General features: G+C 72.4%; 18 protein-coding genes and 1 tRNA gene. 9 read left to right on the forward strand and 10 right to left on the reverse strand.

What is annotated here, in order from left to right; all coding sequences use genetic code 11:
* Nucleotides 1–37: 37 nt before the first annotated feature.
* Together ACFPK1_RS00665 and ACFPK1_RS00670 are read right to left on the reverse strand one after the other, a co-directional pair.
* Nucleotides 38–520, reverse strand: coding sequence for a DUF1269 domain-containing protein (locus ACFPK1_RS00665; RefSeq protein WP_378018970.1), 483 nt, complete (start codon nucleotides 518–520; stop codon nucleotides 38–40).
* Between the two features lie 258 nt (nucleotides 521–778).
* The gene (locus ACFPK1_RS00670; RefSeq protein WP_378018971.1) at nucleotides 779–1,048 is read right to left on the reverse strand and encodes a hypothetical protein; all 270 of its coding nucleotides are present in this window, start codon (nucleotides 1,046–1,048) and stop codon (nucleotides 779–781) included.
* A 266-nt stretch (nucleotides 1,049–1,314) separates the two neighbouring features.
* On the opposite strand from ACFPK1_RS00670, the gene ACFPK1_RS00675 reads away from it, so the two are divergent.
* From ACFPK1_RS00675 to ACFPK1_RS00685, 3 genes are all read left to right on the forward strand, one after another.
* The gene (locus tag ACFPK1_RS00675) at nucleotides 1,315–3,795 is read left to right on the forward strand and encodes a winged helix-turn-helix domain-containing protein (RefSeq protein WP_378018972.1); all 2,481 of its coding nucleotides are present in this window, start codon (nucleotides 1,315–1,317) and stop codon (nucleotides 3,793–3,795) included.
* Nucleotides 3,796–3,934: 139 nt separating this feature from the next.
* Nucleotides 3,935–4,141 (forward strand): hypothetical protein, encoded by a 207-nt coding sequence (locus tag ACFPK1_RS00680; protein ID WP_378018973.1) that lies wholly within the window; start codon nucleotides 3,935–3,937, stop codon nucleotides 4,139–4,141.
* Nucleotides 4,142–4,223: 82 nt separating this feature from the next.
* The gene (locus ACFPK1_RS00685; RefSeq protein WP_378018974.1) at nucleotides 4,224–5,096 is read left to right on the forward strand and encodes a M48 family metallopeptidase; all 873 of its coding nucleotides are present in this window, start codon (nucleotides 4,224–4,226) and stop codon (nucleotides 5,094–5,096) included.
* Nucleotides 5,097–5,099: 3 nt separating this feature from the next.
* Here the strand turns inward: ACFPK1_RS00685 and ACFPK1_RS00690 are convergent, their stop codons facing one another.
* Nucleotides 5,100–6,698: an MFS transporter gene (locus ACFPK1_RS00690; RefSeq protein WP_378018975.1), complete on the reverse strand. Its 1,599-nt coding sequence runs from the start codon at nucleotides 6,696–6,698 to the stop codon at nucleotides 5,100–5,102.
* A 198-nt stretch (nucleotides 6,699–6,896) separates the two neighbouring features.
* On the opposite strand from ACFPK1_RS00690, the gene ACFPK1_RS00695 reads away from it, so the two are divergent.
* Nucleotides 6,897–8,657, forward strand: a complete 1,761-nt coding sequence (locus tag ACFPK1_RS00695) for a BCCT family transporter (protein ID WP_378018976.1) — start codon at nucleotides 6,897–6,899, stop codon at nucleotides 8,655–8,657.
* Nucleotides 8,658–8,660: 3 nt separating this feature from the next.
* Here the strand turns inward: ACFPK1_RS00695 and ACFPK1_RS00700 are convergent, their stop codons facing one another.
* From ACFPK1_RS00700 to ACFPK1_RS00710, 3 genes are read right to left on the reverse strand one after another with little or no spacing between them, the layout of a single operon-like run.
* Nucleotides 8,661–10,376 (reverse strand): alpha/beta hydrolase, encoded by a 1,716-nt coding sequence (locus tag ACFPK1_RS00700; protein WP_378018977.1) that lies wholly within the window; start codon nucleotides 10,374–10,376, stop codon nucleotides 8,661–8,663.
* Nucleotides 10,377–10,382: 6 nt separating this feature from the next.
* Entirely contained in the window at nucleotides 10,383–10,757 is a 375-nt protein-coding gene (locus tag ACFPK1_RS00705) for a SpoIIAA family protein (RefSeq protein WP_378018978.1), read from the reverse strand.
* A 37-nt stretch (nucleotides 10,758–10,794) separates the two neighbouring features.
* A complete protein-coding gene (locus ACFPK1_RS00710) occupies nucleotides 10,795–11,073 on the reverse strand; it encodes a hypothetical protein (RefSeq protein ID WP_378018979.1) in 279 nt (92 codons plus the stop codon).
* 254 nt (nucleotides 11,074–11,327) lie between these two features.
* Between ACFPK1_RS00710 and ACFPK1_RS00715 the strand changes: the two genes are divergently transcribed.
* Entirely contained in the window at nucleotides 11,328–12,704 is a 1,377-nt protein-coding gene (locus ACFPK1_RS00715; RefSeq protein WP_378018980.1) for a diacylglycerol/lipid kinase family protein, read from the forward strand.
* A gap of 245 nt (nucleotides 12,705–12,949) precedes the next feature.
* The gene (gene glsA, locus ACFPK1_RS00720) at nucleotides 12,950–13,948 is read left to right on the forward strand and encodes a glutaminase A (protein ID WP_378018981.1); all 999 of its coding nucleotides are present in this window, start codon (nucleotides 12,950–12,952) and stop codon (nucleotides 13,946–13,948) included.
* Nucleotides 13,949–14,281: 333 nt separating this feature from the next.
* Here glsA and ACFPK1_RS00725 read toward each other — a convergent pair.
* From ACFPK1_RS00725 to ACFPK1_RS00735, 3 genes are all read right to left on the reverse strand, one after another.
* A tRNA-OTHER gene (locus tag ACFPK1_RS00725) sits at nucleotides 14,282–14,370 on the reverse strand.
* 388 nt (nucleotides 14,371–14,758) lie between these two features.
* The gene (locus tag ACFPK1_RS00730) at nucleotides 14,759–15,043 is read right to left on the reverse strand and encodes a hypothetical protein (protein ID WP_378018982.1); all 285 of its coding nucleotides are present in this window, start codon (nucleotides 15,041–15,043) and stop codon (nucleotides 14,759–14,761) included.
* A gap of 65 nt (nucleotides 15,044–15,108) precedes the next feature.
* Entirely contained in the window at nucleotides 15,109–15,390 is a 282-nt protein-coding gene (locus ACFPK1_RS00735) for an RNA polymerase sigma factor (RefSeq protein WP_378018983.1), read from the reverse strand.
* Between ACFPK1_RS00735 and ACFPK1_RS00740 the strand changes: the two genes are divergently transcribed.
* Together ACFPK1_RS00740 and ACFPK1_RS00745 are read left to right on the forward strand one after the other, a co-directional pair.
* Entirely contained in the window at nucleotides 15,271–16,227 is a 957-nt protein-coding gene (locus ACFPK1_RS00740) for a hypothetical protein (RefSeq protein ID WP_378019564.1), read from the forward strand. The two genes, ACFPK1_RS00735 and ACFPK1_RS00740, sit on opposite strands and share 120 nt — an antisense overlap.
* A gap of 364 nt (nucleotides 16,228–16,591) precedes the next feature.
* The gene (locus ACFPK1_RS00745) at nucleotides 16,592–17,743 is read left to right on the forward strand and encodes a L,D-transpeptidase (RefSeq protein WP_378018984.1); all 1,152 of its coding nucleotides are present in this window, start codon (nucleotides 16,592–16,594) and stop codon (nucleotides 17,741–17,743) included.
* 11 nt (nucleotides 17,744–17,754) lie between these two features.
* On the opposite strand, the gene ACFPK1_RS00750 is transcribed toward ACFPK1_RS00745, so the two are convergent.
* Nucleotides 17,755–18,411: a cation diffusion facilitator family transporter gene (locus ACFPK1_RS00750; protein ID WP_378019538.1), complete on the reverse strand. Its 657-nt coding sequence runs from the start codon at nucleotides 18,409–18,411 to the stop codon at nucleotides 17,755–17,757.
* Nucleotides 18,412–18,666: 255 nt separating this feature from the next.
* On the opposite strand from ACFPK1_RS00750, the gene ACFPK1_RS00755 reads away from it, so the two are divergent.
* Nucleotides 18,667–19,194 carry a hypothetical protein gene (locus ACFPK1_RS00755; protein WP_378018985.1) on the forward strand — a complete coding sequence of 176 codons (528 nt, stop codon included), beginning with the start codon at nucleotides 18,667–18,669 and terminating at the stop codon, nucleotides 19,192–19,194.
* The last annotated feature ends 246 nt before the right edge of the window (nucleotides 19,195–19,440 follow it).

A 19,440-nucleotide genomic window follows, 5' to 3' on the forward strand; every position in this document is an offset into this window, starting at 1 on the left:
GGAGTACTCCTTCCTCGGCCGGTCCGGGACCGACCGGTCAGGCGAAGACCTCGCGCAGGGCCTTCTCCTGGTCGGCGGAGAGGTTGGTCTGGATGAGTTCGGCCTGCTGGCCGCCGAACGACTCGTGGACCTTGTCGAGCACGGCGTCGGACGTCATGGCGAACAGAGCCGAGGTCCCCGGCGTGACCTCGTCGCGGACGCGCTTGATGAAATCGTCGTCGATCCCCACGTCGCCGAGCGACCCGCCCAGGGCGCCCATCGCGGCGCCCACCGCCGCACCCAGCAGCGGCACGAAGAAGATCAGACCGAACAGCATCCCCCAGAACATGCCGCCCATGGCCCCCGTGCCCACGAGGTTGTGCAGCTGGTGCGTCTCGGGCCTCTTGGCCCCGTCCTCCCACGACACCGTCGCCGCGTCGTGCACCTTGATCAACTGCTGCTTCTCCAGCGACTGCAGCGTGCTCACGGCACTGTCGGCACCGCCGGCGGTCGGGAACTTCCACACCGTCAAGGTGGCCATCTCGCACGTCCATTCGACTCGAGGACCGGACACGACCAGCATCGGAGGGGGCCCGCCGGGCGGCGTCACCCCACGGGAATGACCTGGAGTGCGGTGTGGGCCCGTCGCTCGCGACCGCGCCACGGTGACGAGAGAGGTCGACGAGGTCGAGGGCACGCGCAGCCCGGAGACCTCATCCCGCGCGGATGAGGAGCAGGACACCTCGCGCAGGGGACAGCCCGCGTCGCGACCGGTGCCCCGACGCCCGGCGCGGTGGGCTCAGGAGGCCGGCTCCGACCCTTCTCCTGCCGGCCCGAGAAGGGCCTCCCCGAGCAGCTCGGGCGACTCGGGCACCGGGCGCAGCTCGAGGACCTCCAGGCCGAGGGCGTGCAGCCGGGCCAGGACGCCCTGGACCTGTGCGCGGTCGACGACCTCGCCGAGCAGAACGGTCTCGACCGGCGCCTCACTCACGTCGAACCCCGCGAAGTCGGCGCGCACCTCGGGGGACAGACGTCCCAGGATGCGGAGCTCGTAACGGGTCGCGGTCATGGCGCCGACGATGCGACCGACCGCGACCGATCGCGTCATCCGAGGAAGGTGACTCATCGATTTGGTCCATTCGTGGCTACCGGGAGTCACCTATGACGTAGTACGAAAAAGGAGGTCCAATCGAGGGCCCAGGTCACGGGGTGATGCCGGTGCGCACGCTGAAGGTCCGGGTACCGGCCCGACCACCCCAGTTCGTGGAGCGTCCCGAGGTTCGTGACGCCCTCGCCGCCGCCGCCGCCGCGGCAGACCATCCACGGGTGGTGCTGGTGAGTGCCCCCGCGGGTCACGGCAAGACCGTCGCGCTGGCCGACTGGGTGCTCGCGGCGGATACGCCTGCCGCCTGGGTCTCACTCGACGCTACCGACCGCGACGAGCACCAGTGGTGGTCGTCGGTGCTCAGCGCGTTGCTGGCGTGTCCGGCCGTGCCCCCCGACGGCGCGCTGAGCCGTCTCGCCGCGCGGTCGACGGGACGTGAGACCGACGCGCGGGAAGCCTTCCTGGTGTCGCTGCTCGAGGCCCTCGAGGAGCTGCCCAGCCCCTGCCACCTGGTGCTGGACGACGTCCACACGATCGTCGGCCACCCCTCACAGCGAGGTCTGCGCGACCTCGTGCGTCACCCGGTCGCCGGGCTCACCGTGGTCCTCTCGAGCCGGTTCGACCCGCCGATCGGCCTGGACCGGCTCCGGCTCGACGACCGGCTCGCCGAGGTCCGGGCCGACCGGCTGGCATTCGGTGTGGCCGATGCGGTCCGTCTGTTCGACGCGGCCTCGGTCCCGCTCGCCCCCGAGGACGCCACCCGGCTGATCGAGCGCACCGAAGGGTGGGTCGCGGCACTGCGCCTGGTCGCGCTCTCACTGCAGTCGGCGAGCGACCAGGCGTCGGTGGTCGCCGACTTCGCCGGCGACGACCGCTCCGTGGCCGACTACCTGGTCGACGAGGTCCTCTCCACGCTCGACGACAGGGAGCGCCGCGTCCTGGAGGCCGCGTGCCTGTGTCCCACGGTCCCGGTCGACCTCGTGTGCGCGCTGGCCGGCGGCGACGCGGCCACGGACGTCCTCGAACGACTCGAGGCGAGCACCGGCATGGTGACCGCCGTCGACCGCCGCGGCGACGTGTACCACGCCCACGAACTCTTGCGCTCCCACGTCCTCGCCCGGCTGCGCCGCACCCACCCCGAGCGCCTGCGCACGATGCGCCAGCGCGCCACGGTCTGGTTCGAGGACCACAACGAACCGGCGGAGGCCGTGGGATTCGCCGCGGCGGCAGACGACCTCGCCGGCACGGCGTCCCTGGTCAAGGCGCGTGGCCCCGAGCTCGTCGCCGCCGGCCGCTTCACCGAGCTGGGCGAGGCCGCGCGCCTGCTGTGGACGAGTGAGCAGGCCGCGGTCCCGGCCGTGATCGCTCTCGCGATCCTCGAGGACGGCGGGCCGGCTCGGGCCGAGGCGCTGCTGGAGGCCGTGGACGGGGCGGATGCGGAGATCGGGACCGTGCGGGCGCTGGTCCACGCGCGTCAGCTCCTGGCGTCAGGCCGGAGCACCGACGCCCTGGCCGCGGCGGCGAGCATCGTCCCCGAGGCCGTCCGCAGCACCGCGTTGCGCGCCCTGGCCCTCGCGAACCGAGCCACCGTCCGCGCGGAGGCGGACCCGGACGACGCGTGCACCGACGCCCAGCTGGCGCTGGACCTCGCCGGGACCGAGGACTGGCCCTGGTTGGAGGTCCAGGCGCACGCCGCGCTCGCCACCGCCCACGCGCGCGCGGACCGGCTGCCGGTCGCCGTGCGGCACGCGCACGCGGTGCTGGACCGCAGCGCTCGTCACCGGTGGCAGCACACGCTGTGGCCGGCCGAGGCCCTCGTCGTCCTCGCGCTGAGCGACGCCGTCGACGGCCGCCCCGAGCAGGCACTGGCGGACGTGGCTGCCGCCGAGGCCCTCGAGCCCGCCCACCGGGAGCACCGTGTCGTCCTCACCGCGGTCCGCGGGATCGCCGAGTACGACAGGGGCCGGTGCCGCGAGGGCTGGCAGCTCCTGCGGGCGGCCCGGTTGCAGGCCCTGGGCGCCGAGGTCGACACCCGACACGTCGCCTTCGCGGCCCTGGTCGAGCAGCAGGCCGCGCTCGACCTGGGTCGCGTCCGCGAGGCCGGCGAGGTCACGAGCGCGGTGGCGGGCCGGCTCGACGGCACCGCCGACGAGGTCGTGCTGCGGGCCCGCCAGCGGTGGGCCACCACCCGCGACCCCCAGGTGCGCCACACGCTGCGCCCCGCGCTGGACGGGAGCCTTCCATGCACCAGCCCGTTGACCGCGATCGACGTGCGGGTCCTCGATGCCGAGATCGCGCTGAGCACCGGACAGTTCCCCCTCGTGCGGCGGCGCCTGCACGAGTCCGTCCGTCGCGCTGCGCAGCACGCAGTCGTGCGTCCTCTGGCGGTGGCGTCCACGGCGCTGCTCGAACGCCTGGAGCGGGATCGCGGCAGCTTCGGCGAGCACGACCACCTCGTCGATCGCGTGCTCTCGATCGCGCACGAGCGGTCGACCGGCACGGGGCCGCCGCTGACCGAGCGGGAACGTGAGGTGCTCGAGCTCCTCCCCACGCAGAGGTCGGTGGAAGAGATGGCCGAAGACCTGTCGGTCACCGTCAACACCCTCAAGACCCACCAACGGTCGATCTACCGCAAGCTCGACGCCGCCGGTCGCCGTGACGCCGTCCAGCGCGCCCGCCGCCTCGGTCTCCTCGCGTTCAGCAGCAGCTGACGGGGCGTTCCGTCACCGTCGCGGCACGGGCGCTCCGCCCTCATCTCCGTCGGGTGAGGACGGCGGGGACCTCCCGAAGGATCGTGTCGGGTGGCCCGACCCGGGCTCGACGGGGAGACGCCGACAGCGAGGACAGGGGATGATGCCCGTGCGCTGCGAGATCCACGTCCGGGGACGCCTCTCCCCCGAGGTGTCCGACAGCTTCGAGGAGTTCGCGATCTCCGAGGCCCCGTCCCAGACCCTGGTGGTCGGGGAGGTCGAGGACAGCGCCGAGCTGGCCCGGCTCCTCGCCCGGACACAGGCCCTGGGCCTCACCGTGCTGTCCCTGCGGACCGTGCCCCGATAGATCAGCCGCGTCCTCGGTGTCGCGAAGTCATCCCTCCGGGGTGGCGCTGCCGCCGCGGCCGTCGGGCGAGGGTGAGCCGGTGATGACTGGCCAGAACGCCGCGCAGCACAGGTCTTCCCTGCGGCACCCCGCCGAGGTCCCGTTCTTCGTCGTCATGGTCGTCCTGAACGTCGCGATCGTGCTGGCGGTCGTGCGGGCCGCGATCGTCGTCCCGTTCCTGCCCGAGTCGCTCCAGACCTCGCCCGGGGCGAACGCGATCCGCGCCGCGCTGATCGGCCTGCTGCTGTTCGTGCCGGCGCTCGTGGTCGTCCGTGAGCTCCAGCGGGCGACGACGCGGGGCACCGCGGTGCAGCTCTCGGAGCGACAGTTCCCGGAGCTGTACAGGACCGCCGACGAGCTCGCGGCGACGCTGCGACTGTCGCGGCGCCCCGACATCTTCGTGGCCAACGGCAACGGCGAGCTCAACGCCTTCGCCGCGCAGGCGGCGGGTCACGACTACGTCGTGCTCAACAGCGAGCTCTTCGCCAACCTCTACGCGCACAACCGGGAGGGCCTGCGCTTCGTCCTCGGTCACGAGCTGGGGCACATCCGGCTGCACCACGTCTCGCTCTGGTACCAGATCGCCGTCGCCTACTCGTCTCGCATCCCGATCCTCGGTGCCACCCTGTCGCGGCTGCGGGAGTACTCGTGCGACCGCCACGGCGCCGTGGCGGCCCCGACCGGAGCCGCCGGGCTCGTCCTGCTGACCTCGGGGCGCCACACCCAGACCAGCGTCGACATCGGCCAGCTCGTCGAGCAGGGCCGGCACCTGCGCGGTTTCTGGGTCGGCCTGGCGCAGCTCCCCCGGTCGCACCCGTTCACCGTCCGGCGCCTCGACCGCCTGGTCGGCCTCGGTCTGCTGCACCCGCCCGCTCCGCTGGTGGTCGTGCCGCCCGGCGAGCAGCCGGCGAGCTGACGGTCAGCCGCCGAGGACCGTGTCGCTCGCCCCGCTCTGCTCGGGGTCGCGCAGGCGCATCATCCCGAACGTCAGCAGCACACCGAGGAAGCCCGCGATCAACGGCACGAGCAGCGCGGCCTGCAGTGCGGGCGGCCGGGCCTCGGTGTTGATGCGCACCACCTCGTCGCGGGCTGCCGCCGGCTCGTCGGCGAGGAGGTCGGTGAGCCCGGAGTTGCTCATGACCTGCGCGTCGTGCTCCAGCACCGCGGCCACCCGATCCTGGTCCGCGGGGTCGAGCACGGTGCTCGCGCGCGTCTCCGTGGTGAAGGTCGTCGCGAGGACCGCGAGCATCACCGCCCCGGCGAGGGCGAGTCCGAGTGACAGACCGAAGGACCCGGCCGCGGAGTTCACACCCGCTGCCTCGCTCGCGCGTTCCTCGGAGATCGGACCGAGGGTGTAGGCGTTGAGCTGGGACACGAGCAGCCCGAACCCGGCGCCGACCACCGCCAGCGGGAGGAGGAGCGCCCAGCCGAAGTCGGCGCGGGGCACGAGCGCGATGAGCGCGATGTTGCCGACCACGAGCAGCAGGAAGCCGACCCGGACGACGGTCGCCGGGCGTCGGCGCCCGGTGCGTCGCCCGGCGACCAGGGCGACCACGAACATGGTGAGCGAGAGCGGAGCGAGCGACAGCCCGGCGAGCAGCGCGCTGTACTCAAGGACCATCTGGAGATAGATCGGCAGGGCGATCATCGTGCCGCCCAGCGCGATCTGCTGGAGCATCTGCTCGCTGATGCCGAGCCGGAACCACGGCGAGGCGAACAGCCCGGCATCGAGCAGCGCAGGCTGACCGCGCCGACGCCGCCGCACGAGCCACCAAGCGAGGAGCCCGAGCGCGGCGAGACCGACCAGCACCAGCACGCCGACGGCCTCGCCGCCCTCCTGCCAGACGAGGATGCCGAGCACGATCCCGCCCATGCCGAGCACCGAAAGCGCGGAGCCGACGAGGTCCACCCGCCGGGGCCCGGTGTAGGGCGCGTCCCGCACGAGCCGTATGCCGCAGAGCACCCCGGCGATGACGAGGACCTCGAACGCGAACCCGAGCCGCCAGGTCAGGACGGTCGTGATGAACCCTCCCAGGAGGGGGCCGACCGCGGCAGCGATCGCCGCGGCCGCTCCGACGAGGGCGTAGACACGCTTGCGCGCCGCGCCCTCGAAGTTGCCGTGGATCAACGACTGCATGGCGGGCAACAGCAACGCCGCGCCGAGGCCACCGACGATCGCCCACATCACCACGACGATGGTCAGGCCCTGCGCGAGGGTCATTGCCAGCGCGCCGGCGGCGTAGGCGAGGAGGCCGAGGACGTAAGCGCGTCGACGGCCGATCAGGTCGCCGACCTTGCCCCCGATGATGATGAACGCCGCGGAGACCAGGGCCTCCAGGGCGATCGCGGACTGCACGCCGCTGACGGTCGTGCCGAGGTCGCGCACGACCGCGGCGATCGAGACGTTCATCAGCGACGTGTCGACCACCAGCACGAACATCGCCATGGCCAGGAGCAGCGCGAGCAGCCGATCGTGCCCGTGCGCCGCGACGCGCTCCTCGCTGACGGCCTCGGCCACCGTGACCTCCCACCCGGGTCCGCGACGTCCACATGTCGCCCGGACCCCGTCGTGCGTCGATGGTCGGAGTCCGGTGACCAGGCGGCCTCACCCGGGCTGGGTGGTCTGCCCGACGGATCACCCCGGGTGGAGGAGGTCCCCCATGGTCGGGAGGTCGATCGTGGGTCCGATCCGGGCACGAACGGGACGGAGATCGACATGGCGGCGACGAACGGCGACGGTGCGAGGTCCCCCGGCCCTCCTCGCTCCCCCGTCGGCCCGGCGGCCGTCGCACAACGCGTCCGTCCGGACTGGGTGGTCTTCGGTGTCGCCGGCGCGTTGGCGCTGCTGTTCGTCGGCTGGGGTGTCGTCGACTCGACGTCTCTCGCCTCGGTCACCGGCACGATGCTCGACGGGCTCATCCGTGCCGGCGGCTGGGGATTCAGCCTCGCTGCGCTCGGCTTCGTGGTCTTCGCGCTGTGGTTGGCGTTCAGCCGCTACGGCCGCATCCGCCTCGGCGGGGACGACGAGCGCCCGGCGTTCCGCACCTCGTCCTGGGTGGCGATGATGTTCAGCGCCGGGATGGGCATCGGACTGATGTTCTACGGCGTCGCCGAGCCGCTCGCCTTCTACACCCAGCCCCCGCCGGGATCGGTGCCGCCGGGTGACGAGGTCGAGGCGCTGCGCACGGCGATGGCGACCTCGCTGTTCCACTGGACGCTGCACCCGTGGGCCATCTACGCCGTGGTGGGCCTCGCCATCGCGTACTCGACCTTCCGCAAAGGCCGCCGACAGCTCATCAGCTCGGCCTTCGTGCCGCTCATCGGGCAACGGCTCGCGGACGGGTGGCTCGGCAGGCTCATCGACATCATCGCCATCTTCGCGACCGTGTTCGGCTCCGCGGCCTCGCTCGGGCTCGGCGCCCTCCAGATCGGCGGGGGCCTCGAGGCCACAGGGCTGGTCGGGAGCGTCGGGAACGCCGTCCTCGTACCCATGATCATCGTCCTCACCGCCGCCTTCGTCCTGTCGGCCGTCTCGGGCATCGCCCGGGGCATCCAGTGGCTGTCGAACATCAACATGGTGCTGGCAGGCCTGCTCGCGCTGTTCGTGTTCGTCCTCGGCCCCACCGTGCTGATCCTCGATCTGCTGCAGACAGGCCTGTCCGCCTACTTCACCGACTTCTTCGAGATGGCGGGCCGCTCGGAGGCGACCGGCGGCCAGGCGATGCTCGAGTGGCTCAGCAGCTGGACGATCTTCTACTGGGCGTGGTGGATCTCCTGGACGCCGTTCGTGGGGATGTTCCTGGCCAAGATCAGCCGTGGCCGCACGATCCGGCAGTTCGTCGGTGGCGTGATCCTGGTGCCGAGCGTGGTGAGCCTTCTGTGGTTCGCCATCTTCGGCGGCTCGGCGATCTACCAGCAGAAGACAGGGCTCGACCCGGCCGCGGCCGGCACCGAGCAGCAGCTGTTCGCGGTCCTCGCCCAGTACCCGGCGGCCACGTTCACCGGCCTGCTCGTCATGGTCCTCGTGGCGATCTTCTTCGTGTCGGGGGCGGACGCCGCCTCGATCGTCACCGGCACGCTGTCCCAGCGCGGCACCGACGAGCCCTCCCGGTGGATCGTCATCTTCTGGGGCACGATGATGGGCGCGGTCGCGGTGGTGATGCTGCTGGTCGGGGGCGAGGACGCGCTCAAGGGCCTCGAGAGCCTCACCATCCTCGTCGCGGCACCTTTCGTCATCATCATGATGTTCCTGTGCGTCGCCTTCGCACGCGACCTGCGCCGCGACCCCCAGGTGCAGCTCGAGGACAAGGGCAGTCGGCTCGTCGAGCAGGCCGTCGACGCCGGCACCAGTCGCTACGGCGACTACTTCACCCTGCGCATCGAGTCCGTCCCCGGCGCCCGTCGGCGGCGCGACGCCGGCGACGAAGGGGCCTCCCCGGCAGGCAACGGGGTGGGCTCGGACACCACGCAGAGCTGATCGCTACCCGATCGCCTCGCGGAGGGCGGCGAGCTGTTCGGGCCCGTAGCCGGTCGGCGGCAGGACCGCGGTCCATCCGTCGACGTAGCGGGAGACGTAGTTGTGCCCGTGCCCGCCCGGGGGGTCGACGGCGAACGGCAGGTCGGCGGTGACCTGCCAGAAGGTGACGAACGGGATCCACACGACGCCACCGAGGACGTCCCTCCCTGGGGGTTCGGCGATCCAGTCCGGCTCGTGCAGGGCGAGCCGCGGGCTCCACCAGACGATCGGGTCCGACGGGTTGATCATGTAGAGCACCCGCCCACCGGACCAGGGTCGGTCCGTCGGCGGGACCGGTGGCTCCGCGTCGTCGGCGAAGCGCACGATCCGCCCCTGCCGGTAGACCGGCTGCACCTCGGGGCTTCCCGGATCCCGGTGGTCGGTGAACTCCCGGAACAGGGGGTTGAAGTTCGGTGGACCCGCGAACAGGACGCCGTCGGCACGGTTGGCGAGGTCGAACTCCCCGCTGAAACCGGCCTCGGCACCGAAGGACCCGAGGCTCTCCCCGGCGAAGAACAGGCGGGGCCGGGTCTCGGGCGGCAGCGTCGTCCACGTCCCGTAGACCGCGTCGACGAGGGCCCGGCCGGCTTCACGGGCCTTGGTCTGATCGACCAGGTAGGACATCCACGACGGCAGGTACGAGTACTGCAGGGCGACCGTGGCCGAGTCACCGTGGGCGAGGTACTCGAACGAGTCGACCAGCGCGGGATCGACCCACCCACTGCCCGTCGTCACGACGACGAGCAGGTTGCGACGCGCGAGGCCGCCGGCCCGCTCCAGGTCCCGGACCGCGAGGGCAGCGCGGGCTTCGGCGTCCGGCGCCGAGTCCAGCCCGGCGTACGCACGGATCGGTGCGACGGCCGGACGAGCCCCGAGGCGCTCGATGTCGCCGGGCAGGGGACCGAGCGCGGCGAAGTTGCGGCCCTCCCGGCCCAGCGTCTCCCAGGGCACGAGCGACCCCGGCCCGCCGGAGCGCAAGCCGCTCGACGGGGCGGCCACGCCCTCCGCGGTGGTGGCGTTGTGCACCGAGAACGCGCGGTTCGCCGCGGCGACGAAACCGTCGAGCAACAGGCCGCTCACCAGCAGGTACGTCAGCGCCGCAGCCAGCAGCCACCCGAGGGTGGTCGCAGCCCGCGCCCCGATCCACCGGGACAGCAGGCCGGAGAGCCGGTGGTACACCCACCGCACACAGCGGCCGACTGCGAGGAGCACCACGAAGGTGGCGGCCGCGACGAACGGCATCGCCACGAGGGACCCGACGTCGACCGGTGCCGCGTCGACGAGACGACGGATGTCGGACTGCCACGCCTGGCCGAGCACCACGGCCGCGGCGACGACCGGTGCGGCCGTCCACGCGAAGCCACGCCACGACCTCGCCCGAGGCGTGCGGGCGGCACGGTCGGCGAACCCACGCCAGACCGCGGCGGCGAGCACGCCGAGGCCGTAACCGATCACCGCGGTGATGCCCCAGACCAGGCCCTGCACGACGCCGCCCCGCGGGAGCAGGGAGGGCGTGAACGAGAGACAGCCGAGCAGCAACGCTCCCCAGCAGCCCGGCAGGGTCAGCCGGCGGGGGCGGTGTCGCGCGACCGCCTCGCCTGCCCGGCGGTCGCCGACGCGCCGCTCGTCCACGGCGATCGAGCGTCCCCCGTCGGCCTCGTGGACGTCAGCGTTGCGCACCGGCGGTCAGGGTCCCTGCTGCCCGGCCACCCACGCCTTGGCCTGCACGAGCTCGGCGACCGGGAAGGCGCGCAGCTGTCCGGGGACGAGCGCGGAGAGCACGCGGAGCGCGGGCCGCAGCCAGTCCTGGTCGCTGACCACGGCGACACGCTCGTAGGACCCGGCGTGGCGAGCCGCGAACTTCAGCTCCTCGGCGAGGGCGTCGCCCTCGTACTCGCGCAGCTCGGGGCCGAGGAGGTAGAGCATCCGGATCGTCCTCCCGGAGGCGATCTCCCGGCGGAGGACCGGTTCGACGACCTCCTCGAAGTCGTCGTCGTCGAACGTGCCGACGGCCTCGAAGCCCAGCGCGCCCGCAGGCATGTCCGCGATCTGCTTCAGCATCCCTCTCCCTCCCCGACGACGACGCGCGTGCCGACCGTCAGCCGACCACCTTCAGACCGCTACCGATCTCGCTGACCACGTGGTTGTCGCGGTTGCGGGCCATGACGTGGCCGAGCCCGAGCACACCCGCCACGGGCCAGGGGATCACCTGGAACGCAGCGAGAGCGCTCACGGTGATCAGGTAGCTGAGACTGCCGGTCAGGGGCCAGCCCACCGGCCCGACGTAGGGAATCTCGATATGCCACTCCCACCGGGAGAGCTCGTCCTGGTCGGTTGTCGAGGTCGGGGAAGGGGGTGCGCCAGCGTCGGACGTCATCGATGCCTCCCGCGCGGTCGGTCTCGGTGTGCACCCCACCCTGGGCCGACAGCGCCGGATGAGCCTCATCCACCTCGGGTGATCTCGTAGCCGGGCCCGGCCCCTCACGGCGAACGGGATGCCGGTCGCCGGTCGCCGTCCCGGTGGCACGTCGGCCTCACCCGCACCGGGGGAGCCGGGCCGCCGTGACCTCCACGATCCTGACCTGCCGGACCACCCGCCGACGGCCCGGCCGACCGATCGAGGAAAGGCAGATGGTCGCTGCGCGAGATTCCACCGCCCCGGCCCAGCGTGCGGTCCGCCTCCGGACCCGCTGCGCCGCCGGGGCGGCGCTGGCGGCGTCCCTGGGTGCCGTGGCGATCGTGGTGGCGGGCCTCATCCGTGAGCCGTGGAGGCTGCCGCTGGGTGTGGCGGCCGTGGTGGTCGCCGTGGTGGCGGGGTGGGACGCCCTGGTCCATCGCGGGGCCCGGCGGTACGCGGCAGCGACGATCGTCGTCCTGGCACTGGTCGGCGTCGTGCTGCTGCTCGACCTGCACGCCCTGGCGCGGATCGCCGCGGTGGTCGCCCTGGTGCTCGCCTCGCTGGCCGCCGCTCGGGTGACGCTGCACGACGTGCTGGTCGCCCCCTCCGTGACGACCACACCGGTCGGAAGGGCGGAACACGGGGTGCTCTTGATGAACCCCCGCTCCGGAGGTGGTCGGGTCGCCCGATTCGACCTGGAGAACCAGGCCCGCCGCCGGGGCATCACACCGATCCTCCTGCAGCCCGGCGACGATCTGCGCGCCCTGGCCGAGGGCGCCGTGGCCGACGGCGCGGACGTGCTCGGCGTGGCCGGCGGGGACGGCTCGCAGGCGCTGGTCGCCGACGTGGCCCGGCGCCACGGGCTGCCGATGGTGTGCGTGCCCGCCGGGACCCGCAACCACTTCGCCCTGGACCTGGGGCTGGACCGCGACGACGTGGTCGGCGCCCTCGAGGCGTTCGGCGAGGCCGTCGAGCGACGGGTCGACCTCGCGATCGTGGGCGACCGGGTCTTCGTCAACAACGCCTCGCTCGGTGTTTACGCCACGGTGGTCCAGTCCGACGCGTATCGAGCGGCGAAGATCCGCACGACGTCGCAGATGCTGCCGGACCTGCTCGGGCCCGACGCCCGGGGATTCGACCTACGGTTCGAGCCGCCGGACCGCGATCACCCGATCCGGGCCGACCTCGTCCTGGTCTCCAACGGCGTCTATCGCGTCGAGCGACTCAGCGGCTTCGGGACCCGGGCACGCCTCGACGAAGGAGTCCTGGGAGTCGTCACCCTCACCCTCGACACCACCACCACGGTGTCCGGCCTGCTGGCCGCCGAGCTCCGGGGCGACCTGGGCCGCCACCCCGGCTTCCGCCAGTGGAGCACCCCGGAGTTCACGGTCGACTCCGGGGACGAGCTCGTCGACGTCGGGGTCGACGGCGAGGCGCTGCAGCTCGCACCGCCCCTGCGCTTCCGGTCGTTGCCCGCCGCACTACGCGTCCGGGTCCCGAAGCACCGTCCGGCCGCGGCCCGACCACCGCTGCCGCGACCAGGCGCCGCCGCGGCAGAGCTGCTCCGCCGGGTCGCGGGGCGACCGCAGCAGCGGACGAAGACCCGGTGACGCGCGATCGCCCCACGCCTCCCCCACCTCACACCCCGCGGATGAGGCCGGACGCACCCCATGTGGTCCAACCTCGGAGACGGACCGGAGCGCCGGTCGGCCGATGGCTCCCCGGCCGGGCGAGGATGTCGAGGAGGGGCGATGGCTTTGTGCCGGCAGTCCTGCTGCCACACGGGTCGAGTCCCCGAACAGCGGTCGATCGGCCTCAAGCAGGCCGCGTCGTGGGGCACGGGGCGGTAGGAGTCGTGTCCGCCACCGCGGTACCCGACGAGCTCGGCGGACCTCCGTCACCGGCGCAGCGGGCGACAGCCGTCCGCGACCGCATCACGGAACTGCACCGGCGTCACCGCACGGCGCCCGTCGACGTCGTGTCCTACTACCCGTCGGAGGCCGAGGCCCGCCCCCATGTGTTCGGCCTGTCGGGTGTGCACGTCTCAGGAGTGCGTGTCTCCTTCGGGGAGAGCGAGGAGCGGTTCCCGCTGCAGTCGATATCCAAGGTCTTCACCTACGCCGTCGCTCTCGAGGACAACGGGCGCGCCGCGACACAGGCCCGGGTAGGCGTGGAGCCCTCGGGCGACCCGTACAACTCGGTCACCTTCGACGAGGCGCACCACCGTCCCCACAACCCGATGATCAACTCTGGGGCGCTCGTGGCCGCCGCCCTCGTCCGCGGCCGCGATCGAGACCACCGCGTGGCGCGCCTGGTCGAGCGCGTGCGCGCGTTCGCGGGCAACCCCGAGATCGACGTCGACCCCGCCGTCCTCGAGGAGCAGCTGCACGCCACCGACCACAATCTCGGCCTTGCGTACCTCATGCGCGCCTCGGGGATGCTCCACGGCGACGTCGAGGACACGTTGTCGGTCTATCTCTCGGCCTGCTCGATCACCGTTTCCACCGACGAGCTCGCCGTCATGGGTGCCACCCTCGCCAACGGCGGTGTCAACCCGATCACCGGCACCCGAGCGATGCCGGCCGAGTACGTCCGCGACGTCATCAGCGTCATGCTCACGTGTGGCATGTACGACGGGGCCGGCCAGTGGTTCCACGACGTCGGCATCCCCGCGAAGAGTGGTGTGAGCGGCGGCATCGTCGCCGCGATCCCGGAACGGATCGGCATCGCCGTGTACTCCCCCGGCCTCGACGCCCACGGCAACTCCGTCCGCGGCGTCAACATCTGCCGTGACCTGTCCGACCGCTTCGGACTGCACGTCTTCGCGAGCCCCGAGCAACGCGCTCTCCCCTGACCGGGGTGTGGCGTGGAACGGCGCCTCCCTCCGGGTTGAGGTCGTCCCGGGTGGGTGGAGGCGTGTCGTGCAGGGCCGTGGGCTCAGCCGGCGCCGGCTTCGGCGAGCACCGCCGCCTCGTACGCCTCCTCGTTGTGCGGGCCTCCGCCCTTGAGCCGAAGCGGGGCGGTCGGCGTAGGTCGTCGGCCGTCGCGCACTCGCCGGTCAGGGCGATCCGACCGTGGCCTCCGTCAGAGCATATGGCTGGAGTCGACGACGAGCACCGCCTTCATTTCGTGCCACGTCCGGGCACGGAAGATCAGCCGAGCGAGCGTTCTCGCAGGTCAAAGGGAGTGGAGACGAAGGGAATCGAACCCTCAACCCCCGCCTTGCAAAGATGGCAGACTGCGTTGACCAGGGCCTCTACCAGCAACAACGTCTCCGCGGGCCGTCACTTGGTGCTCTCGGACCCCACCGCAGGCCCTCATCTCGTGTCACGAGGCGTGTCACGGCCACTTGTTGATCGCCGCCAGCCAGGGGCACTCGCCCACGGCGTCCTCCGGGACCGCGCTGGCCCAGCCCGACCGAGGGCAGGAGCTCAGCGGCGACATCGACGATGCGGCCTCCGGTCGCGGGATGGAGTCGCGGCCAAGTACGCGCACCGCGGACGCAGCGCCCGGTCACTTCCTGGGGCTCGCGGCCTCCTCGGCGGTTTCGCCGGGCTCGACCTTGCCCCGGGGAAGCGCAACCGGCGGGAGGACGTCGCGGGGTCGATCAGTAGGACTCCCCGTGGGCCCGGCACCACTGCTGGCGGGTCGGTCGCCTTCTGCGTCACGACGACGGTCGGTGGACGCGGAGCGCCGCCAAGGTCCGGTCGATACTTGCCAGCACCATGGATGGCGGCGGCTCCTCGAGGTTCGGGCCTGCGGCCGCGAGGGCGATCGTCGCGCGGTGGGCGATGTTGTCGAATCCGCCGAGCAGGTTCAAGGCTGCTTCGGCGCAGCGATCTCCTTGGAGGGCGGCTGCGAACAGGCGAGTGACCTCGTCCCGGTCGATCGCATCGTGGCCGGCTCCAGGGTCGTCGTCTCGTTGGTCGCAGGAACGGTCGTTCGTCACGATGGACTGACGCAGCGCGCGGCGAAGCCGTTCCCTTCGGATCCGAGGGGAACGGCTCCGCAACCTCACGGTCGATCGGCGGGCCAGGTCGCCAGGAACTCCTGACGGCCTTCGCGAGCCGCAAGGTGCCGCCGAATGGTGGCCTGTGCACGGTGCACGCGGGACTTGATCGTGCCCACCGCGACCCCGAGCAGCTCGGCTGCCTCGATGAGGCTCAGCCCGTCAAGGTGAAGAACCTCAAGCACGAGGCGCTGCTCCCGCGGGAGCAGGGCGAGCAGCTCGGGCAGAACAGCGACCGCGTGCTGGCGGTCGTCGACACCTTGTCCGCAGCGCCCTCGAGCGCCCATGCCGTGCAGGCCGCTCTCGCCGCCGGTGGGCTCCAGGTCCTCACCGCCCCCGGCATGGACCCCGCGGAGCTCGCCGGCCTGTTCGCCGAGGGACCGAACGGGGTCACGCCGGCCACGAGCTGGTGGTGGCTCGCGGTCTCCCTGCCGCACTCCTCCACGCCGTTCGACCTCGCCCGCACCATCGGGACCTCACTAGCGGTGCTGGGCCTGGCGCTGCTGCTCGACCGCCTGGTTGCCCGCTGGGCGAACCGCATGCACGGCCGGGTCCTCGGCGCGGTCCGGGCCCCGCTCGCCGCAGCCGGTTCGATGACCCTGACGTTCTACGTCCTGCACGTCGTCGTCACCGGGCTGGCCCCGGCGACCGACCCGTGGGTGCTCTTCCTCGGGCAGGTCATCGGTGCCCTGGCCGCCGGGGTCGTCTTACAACGGTTCTTGGGGCGCGGCCCGCTGGAGGCCGGCGTGGCGAGGCTCGTCGACGCGGTGGCCCCCGCTCCGTCGAAGACGGACGCCGCGACCACGACGGGCTCCCGCCGCGTCGGTGCGGCGCTCGGATCGGCAATCGCGATCGCCGCCCTGCTCGTCGCCGTGGCCGCGGGTGCGGGCGTGGCCCTCGCCTTCCCGTCGACGGGCGCCGCGGCCACCACGAGCGCGGAGTCCGACACGGCTGAGGAGGAGCCGCCTGCCGAAGCCGGCACCGTCGAGGACAACGAACCGACCGGCACCGCCGAGGGTCCCGCGTCCAGCGAGACGACCGACACCGTCGAAGCCGGCATCGCCGACGACTCCACGGCTGGTGAGACCCCCGACGCCACCGAGGACTCCGCCTCCGAGGAGTAGGCCACCATCCTCTCGACCGTTTGTCGCGGACCGCAGCGACGTGGGAGCGGTCGAGGGGTATCGAGGCTGCCGAGATGTCCGGAATCCCCATCGCACCCCGGCGTGGATCGCGGTCTGGCTCGTTGAGCACAGCGGGGAAGAAGCCACTCCGAGGGAGGGGCCGGCTGTCGGCACACAGACGGGGCAGGCGGGCAACTACTCAATGAAGGCGCACGCCACACCACCGGAGCAAGCCCCCGCGCCTCGATCGGGTGAGGATGTCAGGGAGGATCGCCCGGATCGGGACGAAGGGGACCGTGTGTCGAGAACGGAGAGCAGCAGGGTGCGGACGCGCCGGAGGCTTGCCAGGGCGACCACGGGCCCTGTGTTGGTGCTGCTCGCGGTCGTCGCCCTGCTCAGCGGGTGCGCCGGCAGCACGCCCCTCGCCTCGCCGCCGCCTGTGCCGCCGGTGGCCCTGGCCGCCTCGGTCGCGCCGGGCGCGGTGGACGTCGCCCCGGCCGACCCGCTGACCGTGTCCGCCGCCGGCGGGCGCCTGACCTCGGTGACGGTCACCCCGACCGGCGGCGCCGCGCTCGCCGGGACCCCCGACCCCTCGGGCACGCGCTGGACGAGCCCGCAGCTCGCCTACGGCACCGAGTACCGCGTGCAGGCCGCGGGCGTCGACGAGCAGGGCCGCCCCGGCGCGCCGCTCGACCAGACCTTCCGCACGGTCGCGCCCGAGGAGACCCTCGAGATCGCGAGCATCCGCCCCACCGACGGGCAGACGGTCGGCGTCGCGATGCCGATCTCGATCACCTTCGACTCCCCCGTCACCGACCGCGCCGCCGTCGAGCGCCGGGTGTCGGTCGAGACCTCGACGCCCACCGAGGGCTCGTTCCGCTGGATGTCCGACGAGCAGCTCAACTGGCGGCCCAAGGACTACTGGCGCCCCGGCACGCAGGTGAGCGTCAGCGCCCGGCTCTTCGGCGTCGACAGCGGCGAGGGCGTCTACGGCGCGGAGGACCGCGCGTTCTCGTTCACCGTCGGCCGCGACCAGCGGGCCCGCGGCGACGTCAACGCCCACGCGCTCGTGCTCTACCAGGACGGCCAGGAACTGAAGACGATGCCCGCGTCCTACGGTCGGGCGCAGTACCCGACGCAGTACGGCGTGCACGTCGCGTTCGAGAAGCACGAGGTCAAGCGCATGCGCTCCGACACGTGGGGCGGGCCGGCCGAGGGCACGCCCGGCTTCTACGACCAGAACCTGCCCCTCGCGGTGCGTATCTCCAACAACGGCGAGTTCGTGCACGTCAACCCGGACACCGTGCGCCAGCAGGGGCGCAGCAACGTCTCGCACGGCTGCGTGAACCTCTCGCCCGCCAACGGCCAGTTCTTCTTCAACTGGGTGCAGATGGGCGACCCGGTGGAGATCGTCGGCTCGGAGCGTCCGCTGACGACGCGTGACGGCGACATCGCCGACTGGACGATCCCGTGGGAGGAGTACCGCCAGGGCTCGGCGCTGGCCGGAGGTGCCTAGACAGGCACGCCTCAGACCGCCAGCGACGGCTGGGGCGGAGCACACGCGGACTCGTGCGCCGCATGCTCCGCCGCCTCGACCTGGAGCGTGCTGTGGTGCAGGCCGAACCGGTCCACGAGGAGTGCCGTGGCCGCGTCGAGCACACCGTGCTCCCCGCAGTCGGCGGTGGCGCAGCCGGCCTCCTCGACGACCAGGTGGACCGTCACGGCTGGCGTGCGGTCGTTGATGGCCCACACGTGCAGGTCGTGCACCTCCTCGACGCCGGGGAGTTCCACGAGCGCCGCGCGCACCTCGTCGACGTCGATGCCGGCCGGCGCACCCTCGAGCAACAGGTGCGAGGCCTCCCGCAGCAGCGCGACGGTACGCGGGACCAGGATCGCCACGATGACCAGCGAAGCCACCGTGTCGGCGTAGACCCAGCCGGTCAGAAGCGTCACGGCGGCCGCCGCGAGGACCGCGACCGAGCCCAACGCGTCGCCGAGCACGTGCAGCGCCGCACCGCGAACGTTCATGTTGTCGGCGGCACCCCGGCTGAGCACCAGCAGCGACACCAGGTTGCCGACCAGGCCGATCGCGCCGAACACGAGCAACCCGAGCCTAGGAACCGGGGTGGGGTCGCCGATGCGCTCGATGGCCTCGACCGCCACCCACACCGTGACGGCGAGCAGGGCGAGCGCGTTCTCGGCGGGTCAGCGCCCTCAGCACCCGCGACGGCGCCCGGCTCGTCGGCCGGGATCTCCTCGGACGTCTCGGACCCTGCGCTCGTCAGCCTGATGCGATCCGATCGAGAGCAGACCCGCTGCACCCGCCGACCGGGGGCCGCGACTGCGCCAGGCAGCCCCTCTGTACCGTCTTTCCGGAGGTCTCGACGAGGAGGTGGCGACCTCGTGCACCCGCCCGTAGTGAGCGGTCGCCGCGCAACCGTGGCCATCGCCTCGGCCTTGACGGTTGGGTCGGCGTTGTCACTGGATGTCGCCGCCGGCACGGGACCTGTACATATCACTGGCCTGGCCGTCCTCGCCGTGGGCGTCGGCGCCTTGCGAATCGCTCTGGTCGGCCGCCACCAGGGGCTGTTCGCGACGCTGAGCGCCGCGCTGGTTGCCCAGCCCGCGGTACATGCGCTCGGCGAAGGCTTCGACCCCGCGCACGCCCATGCTCCAACGCCCACCGCCGGGCACGCGGTGGCCGACTCCGTCACCACCGCCATACATCTTGCGCTGGCAGGGCTGATGATCGTGGCCGTCGGTGCAGCCGAGTGGATGCTGGAGCTCGCGGCCCTCACGGTGGGTCGCATCCTGACCTTCTTGCTGCTGGTCCTACGTGGCAGTTCACGACGCTTCGTCGCCCGGCCCGCAACCCCGACCGCCCGCCGCGCGCACGTCGGTGGAGTCTGGATCGACTACGCCGCCCGTCGCGGACCGCCTCGCCGTGCGCTGACCGCTCCGGTCTAGTCCAGCCCCCGTCGTCGAGCTAGCGACGGCGCGAGACGGGCAAGCAGCCGGCCAGGCTCGCTGAGCCCCGATTTTCGTACACAGCTCTCGCGACTGCGCACGAGTGGGACGAGGCTCCGAACACGCTCTCGGTGCTCACCCGCGAGCTTCGGATCGACCTGCCGCCATGGCTGTCCGCATCCTGAGCGGGATCAAGAGCCCAGGTATGCAGCCGCATGGCGCAGTTTCAGCTCGCCGGCGGTCGAT

It is taken from the genome of Actinomycetospora rhizophila (genome assembly GCF_042657905.1).
Taxonomy (GTDB): Bacteria; Actinomycetota; Actinomycetes; order Mycobacteriales; family Pseudonocardiaceae; genus Actinomycetospora; species Actinomycetospora rhizophila.

What these genes read in the sequence shown, in the direction of transcription:
- ACFPK1_RS00665 (WP_378018970.1), bottom strand. Translation starts at nt 520, where the DNA reads ATGGCCACCTTGACGGTGTGGAAGTTCCCGACCGCCGGCGGTGCCGAC.
- ACFPK1_RS00670 (WP_378018971.1), bottom strand. Translation starts at nt 1,048, where the DNA reads ATGACCGCGACCCGTTACGAGCTCCGCATCCTGGGACGTCTGTCCCCC.
- ACFPK1_RS00680 (WP_378018973.1), top strand. Translation starts at nt 3,935, where the DNA reads ATGATGCCCGTGCGCTGCGAGATCCACGTCCGGGGACGCCTCTCCCCC.
- ACFPK1_RS00685 (WP_378018974.1), top strand. Translation starts at nt 4,224, where the DNA reads ATGACTGGCCAGAACGCCGCGCAGCACAGGTCTTCCCTGCGGCACCCC.
- ACFPK1_RS00695 (WP_378018976.1), top strand. Translation starts at nt 6,897, where the DNA reads ATGGCGGCGACGAACGGCGACGGTGCGAGGTCCCCCGGCCCTCCTCGC.
- ACFPK1_RS00705 (WP_378018978.1), bottom strand. Translation starts at nt 10,757, where the DNA reads ATGCTGAAGCAGATCGCGGACATGCCTGCGGGCGCGCTGGGCTTCGAG.
- ACFPK1_RS00710 (WP_378018979.1), bottom strand. Translation starts at nt 11,073, where the DNA reads ATGACGTCCGACGCTGGCGCACCCCCTTCCCCGACCTCGACAACCGAC.
- ACFPK1_RS00715 (WP_378018980.1), top strand. Translation starts at nt 11,328, where the DNA reads ATGGTCGCTGCGCGAGATTCCACCGCCCCGGCCCAGCGTGCGGTCCGC.
- ACFPK1_RS00735 (WP_378018983.1), bottom strand. Translation starts at nt 15,390, where the DNA reads ATGGGCGCTCGAGGGCGCTGCGGACAAGGTGTCGACGACCGCCAGCAC.